Genomic DNA, 19,027 nt, shown 5'->3' with positions numbered 1-19,027 from the left:
GCAATAATTCCCGCCGTGCACAAACGAATCTTGAGCGGTCTCGCGGCGACAGTCGCCGGGGCCGCGGTGGGGCTGGTGGCCGGGGCAAGCCCGGCCGGCGCGGCGGAGGTCCGGCCCTTCCTCTACGTTTCCGCGACCGCGCCGGGAACCGTGTCGATCGTCGACACCACAAGCGGCAAGGAGGTCAACACCGTCAAGGCCGGCGGCGGCTCGGGCGACGTCGCGTTCGTTGCGGACTGGGGCGTGGTGCTCGCCACGGACTCCGTCAACAACCGGGTCACCGCGTTCGACGCCCGGGTCGGCCTGGAGTTCCTCACGTTGAACGTCGGGGCGGAGCCGCACGGGGTGGCCGCGGCCGCCGGCCTCGGGAACTACTACGTCGCCAACTTCGGCGACGGGACGCTGTCGGTCATCAGCACCGAGACCAACGGCATCGTCAACGTGGCGGTCGGGGACGCGCCGCACGGGGTCGCCGTGACTCCGGACGAGCGGCACCTGTACGTCACCACCGCCGACGCCGTGGTCGTGATCGACACCGCCACCAACGCGGTCGTCAAGCGGATCCCCGTCCCGCGCTCCTACGGGGTCGCGATCACGCCGGACGGCTCGCGGGTGTACGTGACCAACTGGACCGCCGACACCGTCTCGGTGATCGACACGGCCACGAACACTGTCACCGCCACCGTGGCGGTCGGCAACCGGCCGTACGACGTGGTCGTCGCGCCCGACGGGCGGCACGCGTACGTCAGCAACTGGGGCACCGGGACGGTCTCGGTGCTCGACACCACCACGAACACGGTCACCGCCGGCGTCGCCGTCGCCGGGGGCCACCCCTACGGCCTCGACATCACGCCGGACGGCAAGCGCGTGTACGCCACCGGGGGCGCGACCGCCGGCAACGTGACGCCGATCGACACCGCCACGAACACGGCGGCCGCCCCGATCGTCCTCGGCCACGGGGTGACGAACCTCGCGGTCGGCCTGATCGACCCGGCGCCGGCGAAGGTCACGCTGGCCACCGCGTTCGAGGACGGCCAGTACGGCTCCACGTTGAAGGCGACGGCGACGCCGGGGCTGTCCACCGCCCGGATCACGACGTACTCCTTCGACTTCGGCGACGGCACCGTCGTCACCGGAGCGGAGACGACGGCGCGGCACACGTACGCGAGCGGCGGCGCCTACACGCTCACGCTCACCGTCACGGACACCTCCGGGGCGACCACCACCATCACCCGGCGGGTCGAGGTCTGGCGCCGGATCAGGTCCCTGAGCCTGATGGCGCTCAGCAACGCCCGGTACGTCAGCGCGGAGGCCGCCGGCGCCCAGCCGATGGTCGCCAACCGGACGGTCTCCGGGGACTGGGAGAAGTTCGACCTCCTCGACATCGGCAACGGCGACGTCGCGCTGCTCCCGCTCGTCCGGGGCATCGTTGTCTCGCTGGACGGGTCGGGCCGGCTCGTGGCGAACGGCGGGGCGATCGACTCCCCGCAGATCCGCTTCCAGCTCATCCCGGGCGCCGACGGCACGTTCGCCCTGCGCTCGCGGGCGACGGGGAAGTACGTCAGCGGCAACAACGGCACGGCCCCGCTCACCGCGGACCGTGACGTGCTGGGCCCGTGGGAGCAGTTCTACAGCACGTACAACAGCGCCACCGGGCTGGCGATGACGGCGTACGCCAACCACAAGTTCGTTACGGCCGAGGCGGGCGGCGCCAAGCCCCTGATCGCGAACCGCGGCGCACTGGGCCCGTGGGAGCAGTTCGACCTCATCGACGCGGGCAACGGTACCGTCGCGCTGTTCTCCCACGCCGACGGCAAGTTCGTGACCGCGGAGAACGGCGGGAACGCGGCCCTGATCGCGAACCGCACGGCGATCGGCGCCTGGGAGCGGTTCACCCTGATCCGCAACCAGGACGGGAGCGCCTCACTGCTGGCGGGCGTGAACGGGAAGTACGTGACGGCGGAGGCGGGCGGCAACCAGCCGCTGATCGCCAACCGCACCGCGATCGGCCTGTGGGAAGAGTTCGCCGGCCTGGTCTGATCGTTTGACCGTGCTCGGCGGTGCGATCGGCGGCCAACGCCGACGCACCGCCGAGCACGAACCGCCGCTACGCCACGCCGTTGACGTCAGCCCTCGGTGGTGAGGGCACCGTCGGCCGCGGTTGCGTTGGTTGCGCCGCAGGCCCCGCGACGCGGGTTGGAGCACCCGGTTCCGGCGGTTCCACCGGTGGGTGCGTTCGGCATTCGGCCCGATGGCCAGATCTAGCCAGGCCCGCCAGCCGTGCAAGGATCCGCCGCAGCTGCCGCAGTGGCAGGCATGTCTGCGCCCGTTCGAGCAACTGTCATTGTGACGACCGGTTGCCACGCTGCATCATCGACCTCTACTCACGAACACTCAGCCTCACACACCTCGTGCCGATTTTGTGTTCGTACATGTGTTCGAAGAGGGGTAGGGTTGGGTCGTCGGTTCGGTACCGTCGCGGGAGGTTTTCGCCAGTGCTCTTCAACCCGGTCGCGAATATCAGCGGCGCCCATGACCTGCGCATCATCGCCGGCGACGCCGCGGTGGGGCAGGCCTTCTGCGACCCGCTGACCTTCGGCGGCCCGCGCTTCGCCACCCCGGCGCGGGAGCTGCTGCGGCTGGTGTGGCCCTCGACCGCGACCCAGGCCCGCCTGATGTGGGGCGCGCGGATCGCGGCCCGGGCGCGGCAACACCCGGTCGACGAGCTCGTCCCGGAGGCCGTCGCCGACGTGATGGGCGTGCCGGCACCGGTCCTGCGCTCGATCGAGGCGCAATGCCACGACCTGGTCGACCCCCTGGCCCCGATGCGGCTGCTCGACGCCGCGATCGCCGGGGTGGTGCGCGACCGGGGCGTGGCCCGGCCCGAGACGGTGCTCGACGAGCTGCTGTTCTGGCGCGGGCTCGGGCCGGAGCGGATCGCGCTGGACGAGGTCGTGGAGCTGGTGACGGCGCTGACCGCCGCCCTGTGGGACGCGGCCACAATGGTGCTGCCCGGCCTGCTGGACGCGGCCCTCTCCTACCCGGGCGCCGACCGGGCCCGGCTCGTCGAGCTGGTGCTGTCCAGCGGGCCCGGCGTGGTCGGTTGGCTGCGCGACACGAGCCAGGCGGTCATGCTCGACGGCGACCTGGTCCCGGCCGGCGAGCGGTGCCTGCTCCTGGTCGACGCCACCGAGCGCCGCACCCGGGAGCCGCTGCGCACGCTGCGGTGGCTGGCACCCGACTGCCCGACCGGTGCGGGGGCGACGTTCGCCCGCCTGTTCGCCAACGCCCTGCCCGCGCTGCCGTCCGAGGTCATGCCCTTACCGACCCGCCAGCCGCGCCGGCTTCAGCTGCTCCTGCACGCGGCCGGCTCCAACGGCTACCGCGCCCACGCCCGGCGGTCGCGCAGGGCCTGACCGACCGGCGGCGGGGGCGACCGCCCACCTGTTCGCCAACGCCCAGGCCGCCAACCGCTGGCGCGACGCGATCGCCGCCCGGCCGGCTCGGCCGTTCGCCGTCGTCGCCGCCGTGGACTCGGGCGGTTCGTGCTCGGCGGTCGCGCAGGGCCTGACCGCGCGCGTTGTATCGGCGGCGTATCGAAATTCGCATACGCCGCCGCAACGGTTCCGCGGCTTCAGTGGAGGCATCAACCACGGCGTATGTCCGCGCCGGGTTCGTCTCCAGCGGGAGGACCGTGATCATGGGCTCGGGTTCGGCACATGGCATCGACCGGCGGCGGCTGTTCAGATGGGGCGGGCTGGCCACCGCCGGCGTGGTGGCGGCCGGGGTGCCGCTGGTGAACGCCGGGATCGGCCACGCCGACTCGGACCGGAGCGACCGGATCCCGCCCGACACCCGGCCCGGCGGGGCCTACGACCGTTACGTGGCGCAGTTGGCCGCCGCGGGCAGGTTCTCCGGCGTGGTGCTGTTGTCGCACCGGGGCCGGACGGTGCTGTCCCGCAGCTACGGTCACGCCGATGAGGAGCAGGGGGTCCCCAACGGCGAGGGCATCGCGTTCAGCCTCAGCTCGGCGGGCAAGCCGTTCCTCGCGGTGGCCATCCTGCAGCTGGCGCAGCAGGGCCGGCTGCGGCTGACGGACACGGTCGGGCAGCACCTGGCCGGCTTCGCCCCGGACATCGCCGACCGGGTGAGCATCCACCACCTGCTCTCCGGTACGTCCGGGCTCGACAGCCCGCCCGAGGACGTGCAGCGCATCTTCCGGAGCCGGGACGAGGTGCACCGGTACTACGAGCAGCGGGCCCGGATGGCGAAGGCGGTCGGCGTGCCGGGCGTGCCCACCACCACCCACCAGGAGGCCGAGATAACGATTCCCGCGCTGATCGTGGAGGCCGTGGCCGGCCGGACGTACTGGGACTACGTCCAGGAGAACATCTTCCGGCGCTGCGGCATGACCCGCTCGGCGTTCTACACGCGGCCGCAGTGGCTGACCGACCCGCACCTCGCGCACCCGTACATGACGCTTGCCGACGGCCGCGAAGTGGACGCAGTGCGCAACCTGGACCAGGGCAGCCCGGACCCGTGGATCCTCGGCAAGAACCCGGGCCGCGCCTTCATCGACGCCCCGGGGGACGGCGGCTTCGCCACCGCGCCCGACCTGGTCCGGTTCGCGCAGGCGCTCGGCGGCGGCCCGGTGCTGGACCGGCCCTGGGCCGACGTGCTCACCGCGCCCAAGCTGCCCCACGGGCCGGCCTCGTTCGGGGCGTACGGGGTCGTGGCCGAGATCGCCGGCGGCCAGTGGACGTTCCAGCGCGCCGGTGGCAACCCCGGTGTCGGCGCCAACTGGAGCGTCTACCCGGACACCGGCTGGGTCGGTGTCATCCTCAGCAACCGCGAGGGCGTGCCGCTGGCGGAGATGATCGGGCGGGAGACGCAGGCCGTCACCGGGGCCGCGCCCGGCGACGGGGGTGGTGGCTGAGGGTGTATCGCGGGCGTATGCAAAACCGCATACGCCCGGGCAACGGCCCTCCGGCTTGGATCAGAGCATGAACCGTTTGCGAAGAATCGTGCTCCTGAGCCTGGCGATCATCGGTCTCGCGGCCGCCGTGTACGTGGTGCGGCGGCCGCTCGCGATGTCCGCCCCGGCGTGCCTGGCCGGGCGGTGGCACGGCTGCTTCGACACGGAGAACGGCGTGATGTTCATGACGCTGGCCGGGCTGCCGTTCGCCGCGCTGGCGGCGTGGGTCCTGGCCGTCCACCGGCAGGCCGTCGGCGCTCCGGACGCCGGGCGGGCGTCGCTGGCCGAGGTGGGCATGGTCTACGGGACGGTGCCGTTCGTCTGGATCACCACCATGCCGGGCCCGGGGGCCGGCATGGTGGCGGGCCGGGTGAGCCTGGTACCACTGCGGGATCTCGAGACGATGGGCCCGATCGGCATCGGCGGCAACCTGCTGATCCTCGCGGCGCTGGGGTTCTTCGCCCCGATGCGGTTCGCGGCGCTGGCGTCCCTGCCGCGGGTCCTGGCGCTCGGGGTGGGCGGCTCGGCCCTGATCGAGATCGCCCAGTACGTCCTGCGGCTGGACCGGGTGTCCTCGGTGGACGACGTCCTGGTCAACGCGGCCGGGGCCGCGCTGGCCGGGCTGGCGTCGCGGCCCTGGTGGCGCCGCCGGGCGGAGGTGCCGGCGGACCGGCCTCCCCTCGTGGCGCAACGGCCGGATGCCGCGCGGGTCCGGCTATAGGGTTCCGACATGCGGGTACTGATCGTTGAGGACGAGCCGTACCTGGCCGAGGCCGTCCGGGACGGCCTGCGGCTGGAGGCGATCGCGGCCGACATCGCCGGCGACGGCGACACCGCCCTGGAGCTGCTCAGCGTCAACTCGTACGACCTCGCGGTCCTCGACCGGGACATCCCCGGCCCATCCGGCGACGAGGTCGCCCGGCGCATCGTCGCCTCCGGCAGCGGCATCCCGATCCTCATGCTCACCGCGGCCGACCGGATCGACGACAAGGCCTCCGGCTTCGAGCTCGGCGCCGACGACTACCTCACCAAGCCGTTCGAGCTGCGGGAGCTCGTCCTGCGGCTGCGGGCGCTCGACCGCCGCCGCACCTACGCCCGGCCCCCGGTCCGCGAGATCGCGGGCCTGCGGCTCGACCCGTTCCGCCGGGAGGTCTTCCGCGACGGCCGCTACGTCGGGCTCACCCGCAAGCAGTTCGCCGTGCTGGAGGTCCTCGTCGCCGCCGAGGGTGGGGTCGTCAGCGCCGAGGAGCTGCTGGAGCGGGCCTGGGACGAGAACGCCGACCCGCTCACCAACGCGGTGCGCATCACCGTCTCGGCGCTGCGCAAACGGCTCGGCGAGCCGTGGCTCATCGCCACCGTGCCGGGCGTCGGCTACCGCATAGACACCGGACGCGAGGGCGAGGACCGTGGCTAGGCCGCCCGGCTTGAGCGTCCGCCTCAAGCTGACCCTCAGCTATGCCGGGTTCGTCATGCTGGCCGGGGGCCTGCTGCTCGTCACCGTGTGGGTGTTCCTGCTGCGGTACGTGCCCGAGTCGACCACCAGCTCCCAGGAGGCCGGGCCGTTCTCCGTCCCCGCGATGTTCGTGCCGAACCGCTCCGACCTGCTGCGCGCCTTCGGCCCGAGGGCGGCCGCAGTGCTGATCTTCCTGCTGAACTTCGGCCTGCTGGGCGGGTGGGTTCTGGCCGGCCGGATGCTCGCGCCGCTGACCCAAATCACCAACGCCACCCGCGTGGCCGCGGACGGATCGCTGTCCCACCGGATTCGCATGGAGGGGCGCCAGGACGAGTTCCGCGAGCTCTCCGACGCGTTCGACGCGATGCTGGCGCGGCTCGAGGCGAACGTCGCCGAGCAGCAGCGGTTCGCCGCGAACGCCTCGCACGAGCTGCGTACGCCGCTGGCGATCTCGCGGACGCTCCTGGACGTCGCACGCCAGGACCCCACGCGGGACCGGGGCGAGCTCATCGAGCGCCTGGACGTGGTCAACCGCCGGGCGATCGACCTGACCGAGGCCCTCCTGCTGCTGAGCCGGGGCGAGCGCGGCAACTTCACGCGCGAGAGCGTCGACCTCTCCCTCGTCGCCGAGGAGGCCGCCGAGACGCTGCTCCCCCTCGCCGAGCAGCGCCGGATCTCCCTCGACGTCACCGGCGGGGCGGCCCGGACGAGCGGCTCCCCGGAGCTGCTGCTGCGGGTGGTGACGAACCTCGTCCAGAACGCCGTCGTCCACAACCTCCCCGCGGGCGGCACGGTGACGGTCCACACCGAGGAGCGGGGGAACGTGAGCGTGCTGCGGGTCGAGAACACGGGTCGCCGGCTCGCTCCGGAGCTCATACCGGCGCTGACCGAGCCCTTCCAGCGGGGTACGGAGCGCACACGCACCGACGAGCACGCCGGGGTCGGCCTCGGGCTGGCCATCGTGCACAGCATCGTCCGGGCCCACAACGGGACCCTCGACCTCGTACCCGGCCGCGCCGGCGGTCTTCTCGTCACCGTCCGGCTCCCGCGCACGCCTTAAAAACGTGCGGCACCTGCGGCACCCCCTCGACGCCGCAGATGCCCGGCCCAACCGGGGTAAAACGCCGCCAACGCCCGGCGTCCCTCGCCGCGCAGACGTTGCCGACGCCCAACGCCCGCCGCGGCAACGAAATGCCGAAGCGGAACCGGCGCCCGTCGGGAAAACGCCCATATTCGGTGTAATACCCCGTCAGGCGATAAGTCCGTACAGTCGCCACCCAATACGCCGTGACCCAAAGGGATTTGGGGGCCACACACGGCGTCGGGCGCGGCCCCGCATCAAATGTTTCGCCAGCTCGGACCGAAATATCCCCGTTCGCCCAGAGTAACGCGGGTGCCTTGACTGAGTAAGGCATCCGCACTGGGCGCATTTCGGCACGCACAAGCGCTCCAATGAAAAGGGTCGCCGCCCCTGCTCTTTCGACGCTCTCATCTGACTACCATCAAGTTTCCAGTGCAGCTTCGAGGGGAGGCGGCGGCCGCACAGAGGGTGATGATGCGCGATTCGACCCGATTTTCGATTCTCGGCCCGGTGCAGATCCGCACCCCGGCCGCCGAGATCACGGTCGCGGCGCCGCGGGAGCGGGTGCTGCTGGCGCTGCTGCTCCTGCGGGAGGGGCAGCTCGTACCGGTACAACAGGTCATCACCGCGCTCTGGGACACCAGCCCGCCGTTGACCGCCCGCGCCCAGGTGCACAGCTGCGTCTCCCGGCTGCGGCAGCTGCTGCGCAAGGCCGGGCTGCCCGAGGACCTGGTGGTGACGGAGCCGTCCGGGTACCGGATCAAGGTCGGCCCGGAGGACCTCGACGCCGCCCTGTTCGCCTCCCTGGTCGAGCGGGGCCGGGCCGCCGCCGCGGACGGGGACCTCGCCGCCGGCCGCGACGACCTGCGGGCCGCGCTCGCGCTGTGGCGGGGCCGGCCGCTCACCGACGTCGACTCCGACGTGGTGCGGGCCGCGGCCGCGCACCTCGAGGAGCAGTGGACCGCCGCCATGGCGCTCTGCCTCGACCTGGAGCTGCAGCTGGACCTGCCCGAGGAGGTGCTGGCCGAGGTCGCCGACCTGGTCGAGCGGTACCCGCACCACGAGCAGTTCCGCGGCCACCTCATGACCGCGCTGGCCCGCTCCGGCCGGCGCGCCGACGCGCTCGCCGTGTTCCGGCGCGGGCGGGCGCTGCTGGCCGAGGAGCTGGGCATCGAGCCGGGCGCCGAGCTGTCCGACCTGCACCGGCGCATCCTCAACGGCGACGCCACCCTGCTGCTGCCGCAGGCGCCGCGCACGCTCGGCCGCCGAGCCGCCCGCTGCCTGCCCCGCGACGTTGCCGACTTCGCCGGCCGGGCCGAGCTGGTGCAGCGGCTCGTCGGGGCGCTGCGCGACGAGCGGCCCGAGGTGATCGCGATCGACGGCATGGCCGGCATGGGCAAGACCTCGCTCGCGGTGCGGGTCGCGCACGCGGCGAGCGAGCGCTACCCCGACGGGCAGCTGTACCTCGACCTGCGCGGCCACAGCGACCGGGCGCCGCTCGACCCGGGCGAGGCGCTCGGGGCCCTGCTGCGGCAGCTCGGGGTGCACGCCGAGCGGGTACCGCCGGGGCTGGACGACCGCGCGGTGCTCTGGCGCACCGAGCTCGCCGACCGCCAGGTCCTGGTGCTGCTCGACAACGCGCTGGACACGGCCCAGGTGCTGCCGATGCTCCCCGGCACCGCGCACACCGGCGTCGTCATCACGAGCCGGCGCCGCCTGGCCGGCCTCGACGGGGCACTGACGGTGTCGCTGGACGTGCTGCCGATCGAGGACGCCGTCGAGCTGCTGCGGCGGACCGCGGGCGAGCGGGCGTACGCGGACCCCGCGAGCACCGTCGAGGTCGCCGAGCTGTGCGGGCGGCTGCCGCTGGCGGTCCGGCTGGCCGGGGCCCGGCTGCAGCACCGGCCCGGCTGGAGCGTGGCCGACCTGGCCCTGCGCCTGCGCACCGCGAACCGGCGGCTGCCGGAGCTCGCGGTCGACGGAAGGACGGTCGCGGCCGCCTTCACGCTGTCGTACCAGCATCTGACGGTACCGTTGCGGCGGCTTTTCGGGGTTCTGGGTCTTCACCCCTCGGGCGACTTCGAGCCCGCCGCGGCCGCCGCGCTGGCCGGCCTGCCCGTGCGGGAGGCCGAGGATCTGCTCGAAGACCTGGTCGACGTGCACCTCGTGGAGGCGCCGGCGGCCGGCCGCTACCGGCTCCACGACCTGCTGCGCGACTTCGCGGCCGAACTCGCGTGCGACAACACCGGGGCGGTGGCGCGGCTGCTCGACCACTATCTGTACAGCGTGGTCAGCGCGACGAAGTTCATGGAGCTCTCCGACGCCCGGTCGCTGCTGCGCCTCGAGACGCCGCCGCCGACCGCGCTCGACTTCGCGACCCCGCCCGAGGCGCGCCGCTGGCTGGAGCGCGAGCTGCCCAACGTGCTCAGCGTCAGCCGCCTCGCCGCCGAGTCCGGGCACCACCGGCACACGTGCATGCTGACCCGCGCGGTGTCGCCGTTCCTGTTCGGCTTCGGCTTCGGCGAGCACCAGCTCGACCTCTACGAGCGCGCGATCGAGGCCGCGGTGGCGCTGCCCGACGGCGAGCTGGAGGCCGAGTCGCGCAACTACCTCGCCGCCGTGTACTTCCGGATGGGCCGCCTCACCGACGCCCTCACCACCCTGCAGACCGTCATCCGCATCGCCGAGCGCGAGGACCTGCCCCGCCTGGTCGGCACCGCGCTCACCAACCTCGCGATGCTGCACAGCCGGCTCGGGCAGTACCCGGAGGCGATCGCGTCCGCCGAGGCCGCCGCCCAGGTCCGCCTGCCCGAGATGCCGCCGAGCCTCGAGTTCAAGCTGCACAGCACGGTCGCGCTCGTGCACACCCAGGCCGGCAACTACCCGCAGGCCCTGGCCGCGAACCGGCGAGCCCTCGCCGTCGCGCGCCGCATCGGGGGCATCCGGCCGTTCGCGATAAGCCTCGGCGAGCTCGGGCTGGTGCACCTCCACCTCGGCCACCTGACCGTCGCCACCGCCCTGCTGCAGCGGGCGCTGGCGCTGAAGAGGGACTCGGTGAACCAGTACGGGGCAGCGGAGACGCTGAGCAAGCTGGGCACCGCGTACCGCCTCGCGGGCCGCCTGGCCGACGCCGAGACGTGCCAGCGCGCGGCGCGCGACCAGATGGAGCGGGTCGCGGACGTGTCCGGCCAGTGCCTGGCCGCGAACGACCTCGCCCTGACCCTGCGCGCCCGCGGCCTGGCCCAGGAGGCCGACTGGCTCAACAAGGAGGCCTTCGCGAAGGCCTCGCGCATCGGCGACCGCTACGAGCAGGCGCGGGCGCTGCACGGCCTGGACCGCGCCGAGGAGGCTGTTGCGCTGTTCACATCACTCGGCGCACAGGACCTTTTCGCGCTCTCCCGCTGAAAGATGGATCCATGGAGTACCGCATCGAGCACGACACCATGGGCGAGGTCCGCGTCCCAGCGTCGGCCCTCTGGCGCGCTCAGACCCAGCGGGCGGTCGAGAATTTCCCGATTTCCGGTGTACGTCTCGAGCCGCCCCTGATCCGCGCGCTCGCCGCGATCAAGGCGGCGGCCGCGGCGGTGAACGGCTCCCTGGGCGTGATCGACCCCGATGTCGCCGACGCCATCGCCGATGCGGCCCGCACGATCGCGGACGGCGAGCACGCCGACCAGTTCCCGATCGACGTCTTCCAGACCGGCTCCGGCACGTCGTCGAACATGAACGTGAACGAGGTCGTCGCCACGCTCGCCTCGAGCGCGCTCGACAAGCCGGTCCACCCGAACGACCACGTCAACGCGTCGCAGTCGTCGAACGACGTCTTCCCGTCGGCGATGCACATCGCCGTGGCCGGCGAGCTGGCGCACACGCTCTCGCCCGCGCTGACGTCCCTGGCCGCCGCCCTCTCGCGCAAGGCCGCCGAGTTCGCCCCGCTCGTGAAGGCGGGCCGCACCCACCTCATGGACGCGACGCCGGTCACGCTGGGCCAGGAGTTCTCGGGGTACGCCGCGCAGATCTCCTACGGCGTGGACCGCATCGCCGCGGTAATCCCGCGCGTGTCCGAGCTGCCGCTGGGCGGGACGGCGGTCGGCACGGGTCTGAACACCCCGCCGGGCTTCGCCTCCCGGGCCGTAGCCCTCCTCTCGGAGACGACGTCCCTGCCCCTCACCGAGGCGCGCAACCACTTCGAGGCCCAGGGCGCCCGCGACTCCCTCGTGGAGGCATCGGGCGTGATCCGCACCATCGCCGTGGGCCTGTACAAGATCGCGAACGACATCCGCTGGATGGGCTCGGGCCCGCGCGCGGGCCTGCGCGAACTGGCGATCCCCGACCTGCAGCCGGGCTCGTCGATCATGCCCGGCAAGGTGAACCCGGTAATCCCGGAGGCGATCCGCCAGGTCGTGGCCCAGGTGATCGGCAACGACGCCGCGGTGGCGTTCGCGGGCACCCAGGGCGACTTCGAGCTCAACGTGATGCTGCCGGTGATCGCGCGCAACCTGCTGGAGTCGATCCGCCTGCTGACGAACGTGGCACGCTTGTTCGAGGAGCGCTGCATTACGGACCTGAAGGCGAACCCTTCCGTCTTGGAGGCGTACGCGGCGGGCTCCCCGTCGATCGTGACGCCGCTGAACCGCCACCTCGGCTACGAGGAGGCCGCGGCGATCGCCAAGCAGGCCTTGGCCTCGGGCAAGACCATCCGCGAGGTGGTGCTGGACCGGGGCCACGTCGAGCGCGGCACCTTGACGGAGCAGCAACTCGACGAGGCCCTCGACCTACTCGGCATGACCGGCTCGCGCTAGGAACCGTCCGGCCCGGCGAGCAGCTCAATTCGGCGAAGCCGATTCTCAGGTGAGGTACGGCAGCAGGGCGTGGAACGTCTGCACGGCGTTGCGGGATGCCGCGTCGTGATGCAGGTCGTTCTTCGCGACGTCGGCGTGATCGGAGACTCCCCGGATGACGAGCCAGCCCCGGGGCGGCACGTCGGCGTCACGGTCCTCATGGAAGGCGTGGGCGAGGGCCGCACCCTCGGTCTCCGTGGCGAGGGTCTTGTCGTTGTATCGGCGCAACCACTGCCGGGCAGGGCTGTCGTCGTCACGGATGACCGCCTCACCTGAGCCGATCGGGCCCGGCAGCACCCGGAACGTTTCACCGCGCCGCCCCGAGCGGGTGCGCAGGATCGCCGGTTCGCCGTGCCGGGTGAAGAACGCGTTGATCGAGTGCTGCACGGCTGGGGGCACGTCATGCGATTCGCCCCGGAACCGGGTCTCGCCCGGGTCCTCGCGCCGGGAGTCGTAGTACACGATCCGAGAGCCGATCACGACGTCACCGAGTCCGACGTCGGGGTGGATACCTCCGGCGATGCCGACGAGCACGATGACCGGCGGCGCGTATCGGGCTCGGAGGTGCTGGTAAGCGGCGCCGGCCGGGCGTTGCCCCGGTCCAAGGGCCTGGGTCGCCACTACCGCGACCGGCGAGTCGCCGGCCACGAGCCGGGCTTCGCGGAAGCGACGTCCGTTGTGGGTCTCCTCCCGGGGTGGCCCAGCGCGGTCGAGCAGACCATGCAGGGCCCTGGTCTCGGCCGGGATCACGGTGATGACGCCGATCTGCCAGCGGCCAGGGCGGCGGTCGGCCGTGGCCGGGTTCGGTCCGTAAGCGCCGCGCACGGTGGCATCCGGACCGATCGTGGATTTGTTAAAGATCTGGTTGTGGTCGCCGGTGCTGATCACGCCGTCGTTTTGCATCCGGAGTCTCCTAATTCTGCGGGGAGCCGCTGTTGGTGAAGGTGGCGCCGGCGCCGACGGTCGAGCCGTTGACGATCGTGTTGTTGGAGCCGGTGGAGATGACGCCGTTGTTGAGGATGGTCGTTGCTCGCTGCCAGAACTCCGAGGTGTCGACGTTGTTGGTCTGCAGGAAGTCGGCCACAGTGGCCAGGAGTCGCCGCTCGATGATCTGGGAGTGCTTGTTGATGTCGCCGAGCTGGAAATAGTCGATGTCCGGCGCATCGTCGGCGCGCTCGTCGGGATCCTCGTTGCGCTGCTCCGGTCGCCATACCGCCTCCTCGCGCGGGCTGAACCGGGCACCGATGTTCACGCCGCGCCGCGCCTCCAGCGTGAGATCGCGTGACGATCGGATGGAGCCCAGCAGCACCCGGAGGGCGGCGACCATCTTGGCCGGGGCGAACAGGAGCTGTGGCGTGCGCTTCACGCTCGACAATGCGGCCCGCAGCCGTGCGGCGCGGCCAGTCTCGCCGATGGAGTCGATGACGTGGAACGCTCGGCACGTCGGGGTCAGCGCGTAGGTGGAGAACTCCAGGTACAGCGTGCGCCCCTGGAGCGAAACGTGGACGAACACGCTCGTAAACACCTCGCCCTCCCACGACTCGATGTGGCACGCGAGGTAATGCCGGGCCGCGTCGGTCGGGTTCGCCATCACATGCGCGGTCGCGGTCGCCTCGTCACTGGCGAACGCGGGCACGAACCGGGGCGCCGCGGTGCCCTCGATGAACACGTGGTCCGCCACGCGCAGACCCGGCAGACGGACCTCCGGATCGGACTCCTCGCGCAAGGCCTGGATTTGCTCGTGCAGGTACTCCACGAGCTGGCCAGTGCGGAACGGCGGCGTCCGATACTCCGTGTACCGGTCGGTGTCGTGGCCGAGTTTGGCCAGGACCTTCTCGGGTGGCACCAGCCGCTGGACGAACGACCATGCCCGGACACGCCGACCACTGCCGATGAACGGGCGGTAGCCGCCGTAGATGGTGTACGCGTGGGCCCGGTAGGCGTCGAGCACCTCCAGCCGCGGTTGCAACCGGGCGGCGGGATCCCGCGCCGTCTCTTCGAAGACGGCGTCCAGCATGAGCTGGCGTGCGGCCGCGATAGCGGCGTTGGCCAGCAGGGGCGTCAGAATGGCGGCCGACGCCTCGATGATGTTGCCCTGGACCAGCCATCGGCCGGTGTGGTGACTTGTCGCGAGGATGGCGATCGTGGCGCCCAGGAACAGCAGGCCGACGGCGAGAATGCGGGCGATGAACCGCGAATGCCGGTGGAGGTCGGCGCCGTACATCCGTCCGGACCGGTCCAGCAAGTAGCGCCAGCGCGCTCGGAGCAGCCCGCTGAACTGGCGCCCGCTCCACCAGACCAGCGTCAGGCTCCCGACGAAAACGGCGATGAGCGGCCGCCAGACCACGATCGTGATCATCGTGGTGCTGATGACCAAGTGCTGAAACAGGTCGAGGCACCAGGATCGCCAGGCGTGGTGCAGGACCGGGATGGGGTCGAAGCCGTACGCGGGCGCAGGGCGCCGCTTGTTGTCGTTGAAGACATCGCGCAGGATCCGGTCGCGGAACGCCGCATCGAGGTACACGCCGGCGCATAGATGACGGGTTGCGGCGTTGAGCCGGGGAAGGTTGCGCCTGGTCTCTGTGGTCCGCGGGCGCGGTATGTCACGCGCGCCGGTGGTCATGAGGGCGTTCACGATCCGCTCCTTCGCAGTGCGACTGGCGAGTGTTATTGTCGAATCGACAATAACTAGCTCGATGCGGAGCGTAGGCGCTTCATACACCAACGTCAATGCCTCGTCGGTCGGAGGGTCACGTGATTGAGTCGGTTCGGCCGCCCACCCTGTTCCGCCTCGCGGTTGACCTGGTCATCTTCACGATGCGGGACGAGCGGCTGCAGGTGCTGCTGGTCGAGCGGGGGAAGGAGCCGTTCCTGGGGCGGGCCGCCCTGCCCGGCGGATTCGTCCGGCTGCCGGAGGACCTCGACGCCACCGCAACTCGCGAGCTCGAGGAGGAGACCGGCCTTGAGGGGCGCGATCTCCATCTGGAGCAACTGCGGTGTTATGCCCGCGAGGGCCGCGACCCCCGCGGGGCCATCGCGTCCGTCGCCTACCTCGCCATCGCGCCCAACCTCCCGACGCCGGTCGCCGGGACGGACGCCGCGCGGGCGATGTGGGTGCCCGTTTTAGGGGACAAGGTCGACCGCTCGCTGGCCTTTGACCATGCGGCCATACTGCGGGATGGCCTCGACCGCGCCCGCGCGAAGCTCGAGTCCATGCCCATCGCCGCATCGTTCTGCGGGGCCGCGTTCACCATCTCGGAGCTGCGCCGGGTGTACGAGGCGGTTTGGGGCGTGCGGGTCGATGCGCCGAACTTCTACCGGAAGGTGACGAAGATCGAGGGTTTCATCGAGGAGACCGGCGAACTGCAGTCATTACCTGCCGGTCGCCCGGCCAAGCTCTACCGCCGCGGCCCGGCGACCATCCTGCAGCCGCCGATGCTGCGGCCCGGGCGGTCGTCCGGAACTTGACCACCCCTAGGAGAGGGCTCGCGCGATCGCCGTCGCGGCGGTGATTACTTCCGTCGGTACCGTTGCCGGGTCCAGGTTGGTCAGGGCGACCACCCCCACGCTCGCCTCCAGGCCCTCCACGCCCGGGATGGCCGCGGCCACGCCGTGGGCGCCCTGTTGCAGTTCGCCCATTGTCGTCACCGCCGCGTAGTCGCCGCGGCGGCCGGCCAGGATGGCCTTGCCCGCGGCGCCCTGGTCCAGGGCGTGGCGTGACCCGGTGCGGTATGCCACGTGGAACTGGGTCCAGCTGGGCTCGACCACGGCCAGGGCGTAGGCCTCGCCGCCGTCGGCGATCGTCAGGTGGGCGGTCGCGCCGACCGTTTCGGCCAGGCGGCGCAATGCGGGGAGGGCGGCGTCGGCGACCAGGGGCTGGGCGCGGCGGGCCAGGTGGAGCAGGCCGGCGCCCAGGCGGAGGCGGCCGGCCCGGTCGCGGCGGACCATGCCGTGCTCGGTCAGGGTCGCGGCCAGGCGGTACACCACCGCACGGCCCACGCCCAGGGCGGTCGCGGCCTCCGTCATGGTCAGGCCGGCGGGGCTGTCGGCGACGAGGTGGAGCAGGCGCAGGCCGCGGTCCAGGGTCTGCGCCGTCTCGGTAGCCACGGGGCTCAGGGTATAAGGCCGACGGCGGGCGCAAGGATGATCACGCCCGGCGGTTACCCTTGGACGTGTGACCCTACGCCTGTACGACACCGCCAGCCGATCGGTCCGGGACTTCGTCCCGTTGACGCCCGGGCAGGTCGGCATCTACCTGTGTGGGCTCACGGTGCAGGCGGGCCCGCACATCGGGCACCTGCGGTCCGGGGTCAACTATGACGTTCTGCGTCGATGGTTCCTCGTGTCCGGCTATGACGTCACGTTCATCCGCAACATCACCGACATCGACGACAAGATTCTGGTCAAGGCGGTCGAGGCCGGGCGGCCCTTCTGGTCCATCGCCTACGCCAACGAGCGCATCCTCGCCGCGACCTACGAGCGGCTCGGGGTGCTGCCGCCGACGTACGAGCCGCGGGCGACCGGGCACGTGCCGGAGATGCACGAGCTGATCAAGCAGCTGATCGCGGACGGGCACGCGTACGAGGCGGTCGACGGGTCCGGCGACGTCTACTTCGACGTGCGCTCCTACAAGGACTACGGTGCGCTGTCGGGGCAGCGGCCCGACGCCATGGAGGCGGCGCAGGACGGGCCCGCGCGGGCCAAGCGCGACCCGCTCGACTTCGCGCTGTGGAAGGGGCAGAAGGCCGAGGAGCCCGCGGACGCCAACTGGCCCTCGCCCTGGGGGCCCGGCCGGCCCGGGTGGCACATCGAGTGCTCGGCCATGTGCTGGCGCTACCTCGGCACCGAGTTCGACATCCACGGCGGCGGGCTCGACCTGCAGTTCCCGCACCACGAGAACGAGATCGCGCAGTCGAAGGCGGCCGGGCACGGGTTCGCCCGCTACTGGGTGCACCACGCGCTGCTGAACCTCGGCGGGACCAAGATGGCCAAGTCGCTCGGCAACGTGGTGTCCCTCGACTCCCTGGTGGAGTCGGGTCTGCGCCCGGTCGAGGTGCGGTACTACCTGCTTGCCCCGCACTACCGTTCGGTCATCGACTACACGCCGGAGGCGCTGGCGGAGTCGGCGGTGGCCTACCGCCGGCTCGAGAACTTCGTGCTGCGCGCCGCCGAGCAGGTCGGCGCGGGCGAGCTCGGCACCGTGCCGAGCGAGTTCGCCGAGGCGATGGACGACGATCTCAACACCTCGCGGGCGCTCGCGGTCGTGCACGATGCCGTGCACGGCGCCAACGCGGCGCTCACCGCGGGCGATGGGCCGCAGATCGCCGCGGCGCTTCAGCAAGTACGAGCGATGCTTGATGTCCTTGGGGTTGACCCACTGCACCCGCAGTGGCGCTCCACCGATGCCGGCGACCTGACAAAGGTCGTGGACTCCCTGGTCGCGCTCGCGCTGGAGCAGCGCGCCGCGGCCCGCACGCGTAAGGACTGGGCCGCCGCGGACGCGGTGCGCGACCAGCTCAAGACCGCCGGCGTCGTGGTGGAAGACACCACGGCCGGTCCACGATGGACGTTGGAGCACTGAACACATGCCAGGAAACTCCGAACGCCGCGGCAAGCGGGTCGTCTCGAAAAAGGGCGCCGTGAAGGGCTCCGGCGGCAAGAACCGGCAGTCTCTCGCCGGGCGTGGCCGCACCCTGCCCGCGGACGAACGTCCGTGGCACAAGGGGTACTCCGGCGACGAGCCGCTGCCCTCGAAGACCGCGTGGAAGCAGGACAAGGAGCGCCGGGCGGCCGCGACCGAAGGCCGCGCGCCCAAGATCGGCCAGCCGGGGACGAAGCGGACGGCCGGCAAGGGGCCGTTCGGCGTCAAAGGCTCGGCGATCGCCAAGACGAGGGTGTCGCCCGGGCGGAAGTCGGTCGCGCCCAAGGACGGCCCGGAGCTGCTCGTCGGGCGCAACCCCGTCGTCGAGGCGCTGCGCACCCACGTGCCGGCCACGGCGCTGTATGTCGCGCTCGGCATCGACATGGATGAGCGCGTCAAGGAGGCCGTGCGCAGCGCGGCCGAGCGGGGCGTCGCGATCCTCGAGGTCACGCGCAACGAGCTCGACCGCATGACCGGCGGGGTGCTGCACCAGGGCCTCGGCCTGCAGGTCCCGCCGTACGCGTACGAGCCGTTCCACGACCTCCTGGCCGCCTCGCTCGAGTCGGCGCCGCCGCTGCTCATCGCGCTCGACGGCATCACCGACCCGCGCAACCTCGGCGCGATCATCCGTTCCGCGGCCGCGTTCGGCGCCGACGGCGTCTTCCTCACCGAGCGGCGCTCGGCCGCGATCACCGCGACCGCCTGGCGCACCAGCGCCGGCGCGGCCGCGCGGGTCAAGGTCTCCCAGGTCACGAACCTGACGCGGGCCTTGAAGCAGTGCCAGGAGGAGGGCTTCGTCGTCGCCGGGCTCGACGCGGACGGGGAGACGGAGCTGTACTCGCTGGAGGCCGCGGTCGGCCCGCTGGTCGTGGTCGTCGGCTCCGAGGGCCGCGGCCTGTCGCGGCTCGTGGGGCAGACCTGCGACCTGCGCGTCGGCATCCCGATGGTGACCGATGTGGAGTCGCTGAACGCATCGGTCGCGGCAGCCGTAACGCTTGCCGAAGTCAGCCGTCGTCGCCGACTGTAGATCTTTACC

General features: G+C 71.9%; 14 protein-coding genes. 11 read left to right on the top strand and 3 right to left on the bottom strand.

Going from position 1 to position 19,027, the window contains the following annotated elements:
- Positions 1–15 precede the first annotated feature (15 nt).
- The 8 genes from AB0B76_RS00995 (at position 16) to AB0B76_RS00960 (ending at position 12,311) form a co-directional block, all read left to right on the top strand.
- The gene (locus tag AB0B76_RS00995) at positions 16–2,040 is read left to right on the top strand and encodes a PKD domain-containing protein (protein ID WP_360367259.1); all 2,025 of its coding nucleotides are present in this window, start codon (positions 16–18) and stop codon (positions 2,038–2,040) included.
- Positions 2,041–2,495: 455 nt separating this feature from the next.
- Positions 2,496–3,416 (top strand): hypothetical protein, encoded by a 921-nt coding sequence (locus AB0B76_RS00990; protein ID WP_360367256.1) that lies wholly within the window; start codon positions 2,496–2,498, stop codon positions 3,414–3,416.
- A 284-nt stretch (positions 3,417–3,700) separates the two neighbouring features.
- A complete protein-coding gene (locus AB0B76_RS00985; protein WP_360367253.1) occupies positions 3,701–4,936 on the top strand; it encodes a serine hydrolase domain-containing protein in 1,236 nt (411 codons plus the stop codon).
- A gap of 67 nt (positions 4,937–5,003) precedes the next feature.
- Positions 5,004–5,696, top strand: coding sequence for a VanZ family protein (locus AB0B76_RS00980; RefSeq protein WP_360367250.1), 693 nt, complete (start codon positions 5,004–5,006; stop codon positions 5,694–5,696).
- 9 nt (positions 5,697–5,705) lie between these two features.
- A complete protein-coding gene (locus AB0B76_RS00975) occupies positions 5,706–6,389 on the top strand; it encodes a response regulator transcription factor (RefSeq protein WP_360367247.1) in 684 nt (227 codons plus the stop codon).
- A 10-nt stretch (positions 6,390–6,399) separates the two neighbouring features.
- Positions 6,400–7,488 carry a HAMP domain-containing sensor histidine kinase gene (locus AB0B76_RS00970; protein WP_360367244.1) on the top strand — a complete coding sequence of 363 codons (1,089 nt, stop codon included), beginning with the start codon at positions 6,400–6,402 and terminating at the stop codon, positions 7,486–7,488.
- A 531-nt stretch (positions 7,489–8,019) separates the two neighbouring features.
- Entirely contained in the window at positions 8,020–10,914 is a 2,895-nt protein-coding gene (locus AB0B76_RS00965) for a BTAD domain-containing putative transcriptional regulator (RefSeq protein ID WP_360367241.1), read from the top strand.
- Between the two features lie 11 nt (positions 10,915–10,925).
- Positions 10,926–12,311: a class II fumarate hydratase gene (locus tag AB0B76_RS00960; RefSeq protein WP_360367238.1), complete on the top strand. Its 1,386-nt coding sequence runs from the start codon at positions 10,926–10,928 to the stop codon at positions 12,309–12,311.
- A 45-nt stretch (positions 12,312–12,356) separates the two neighbouring features.
- On the opposite strand, the gene AB0B76_RS00955 is transcribed toward AB0B76_RS00960, so the two are convergent.
- The gene (locus AB0B76_RS00955) at positions 12,357–13,253 is read right to left on the bottom strand and encodes a 5'-methylthioadenosine/S-adenosylhomocysteine nucleosidase (protein WP_360367235.1); all 897 of its coding nucleotides are present in this window, start codon (positions 13,251–13,253) and stop codon (positions 12,357–12,359) included.
- A 10-nt stretch (positions 13,254–13,263) separates the two neighbouring features.
- Complete coding sequence (locus tag AB0B76_RS00950; protein WP_360367232.1) at positions 13,264–14,985, bottom strand: hypothetical protein; 1,722 nt, start codon at positions 14,983–14,985, stop codon at positions 13,264–13,266.
- 119 nt (positions 14,986–15,104) lie between these two features.
- Here AB0B76_RS00950 and AB0B76_RS00945 point away from each other — a divergent pair, with 119 nt between their 5' ends.
- Complete coding sequence (locus tag AB0B76_RS00945; protein ID WP_360367229.1) at positions 15,105–15,818, top strand: NUDIX domain-containing protein; 714 nt, start codon at positions 15,105–15,107, stop codon at positions 15,816–15,818.
- 6 nt (positions 15,819–15,824) lie between these two features.
- On the opposite strand, the gene AB0B76_RS00940 is transcribed toward AB0B76_RS00945, so the two are convergent.
- Positions 15,825–16,457, bottom strand: a complete 633-nt coding sequence (locus tag AB0B76_RS00940) for a helix-turn-helix domain-containing protein (RefSeq protein ID WP_360367226.1) — start codon at positions 16,455–16,457, stop codon at positions 15,825–15,827.
- Positions 16,458–16,524: 67 nt separating this feature from the next.
- On the opposite strand from AB0B76_RS00940, the gene cysS reads away from it, so the two are divergent.
- Positions 16,525–17,931, top strand: a complete 1,407-nt coding sequence (gene cysS / locus AB0B76_RS00935; protein ID WP_360367223.1) for a cysteine--tRNA ligase — start codon at positions 16,525–16,527, stop codon at positions 17,929–17,931.
- 4 nt (positions 17,932–17,935) lie between these two features.
- Positions 17,936–19,018 (top strand): 23S rRNA (guanosine(2251)-2'-O)-methyltransferase RlmB, encoded by a 1,083-nt coding sequence (rlmB, locus tag AB0B76_RS00930; RefSeq protein ID WP_360367220.1) that lies wholly within the window; start codon positions 17,936–17,938, stop codon positions 19,016–19,018.
- Positions 19,019–19,027: the final 9 nt, after the last annotated feature.

Source organism: Dactylosporangium sp. NPDC049140 (genome assembly GCF_040648435.1).
Note: the sequence above shows the minus strand (reverse complement) of the source record. Positions and strands in the feature narration are given on the sequence as shown.

What these genes read in the sequence shown, in the direction of transcription:
- AB0B76_RS00985 (WP_360367253.1), top strand. Translation starts at nt 3,701, where the DNA reads ATGGGCTCGGGTTCGGCACATGGCATCGACCGGCGGCGGCTGTTCAGA.
- AB0B76_RS00980 (WP_360367250.1), top strand. Translation starts at nt 5,004, where the DNA reads ATGAACCGTTTGCGAAGAATCGTGCTCCTGAGCCTGGCGATCATCGGT.
- AB0B76_RS00975 (WP_360367247.1), top strand. Translation starts at nt 5,706, where the DNA reads ATGCGGGTACTGATCGTTGAGGACGAGCCGTACCTGGCCGAGGCCGTC.
- AB0B76_RS00960 (WP_360367238.1), top strand. Translation starts at nt 10,926, where the DNA reads ATGGAGTACCGCATCGAGCACGACACCATGGGCGAGGTCCGCGTCCCA.
- AB0B76_RS00955 (WP_360367235.1), bottom strand. Translation starts at nt 13,253, where the DNA reads ATGCAAAACGACGGCGTGATCAGCACCGGCGACCACAACCAGATCTTT.
- rlmB (WP_360367220.1), top strand. Translation starts at nt 17,936, where the DNA reads ATGCCAGGAAACTCCGAACGCCGCGGCAAGCGGGTCGTCTCGAAAAAG.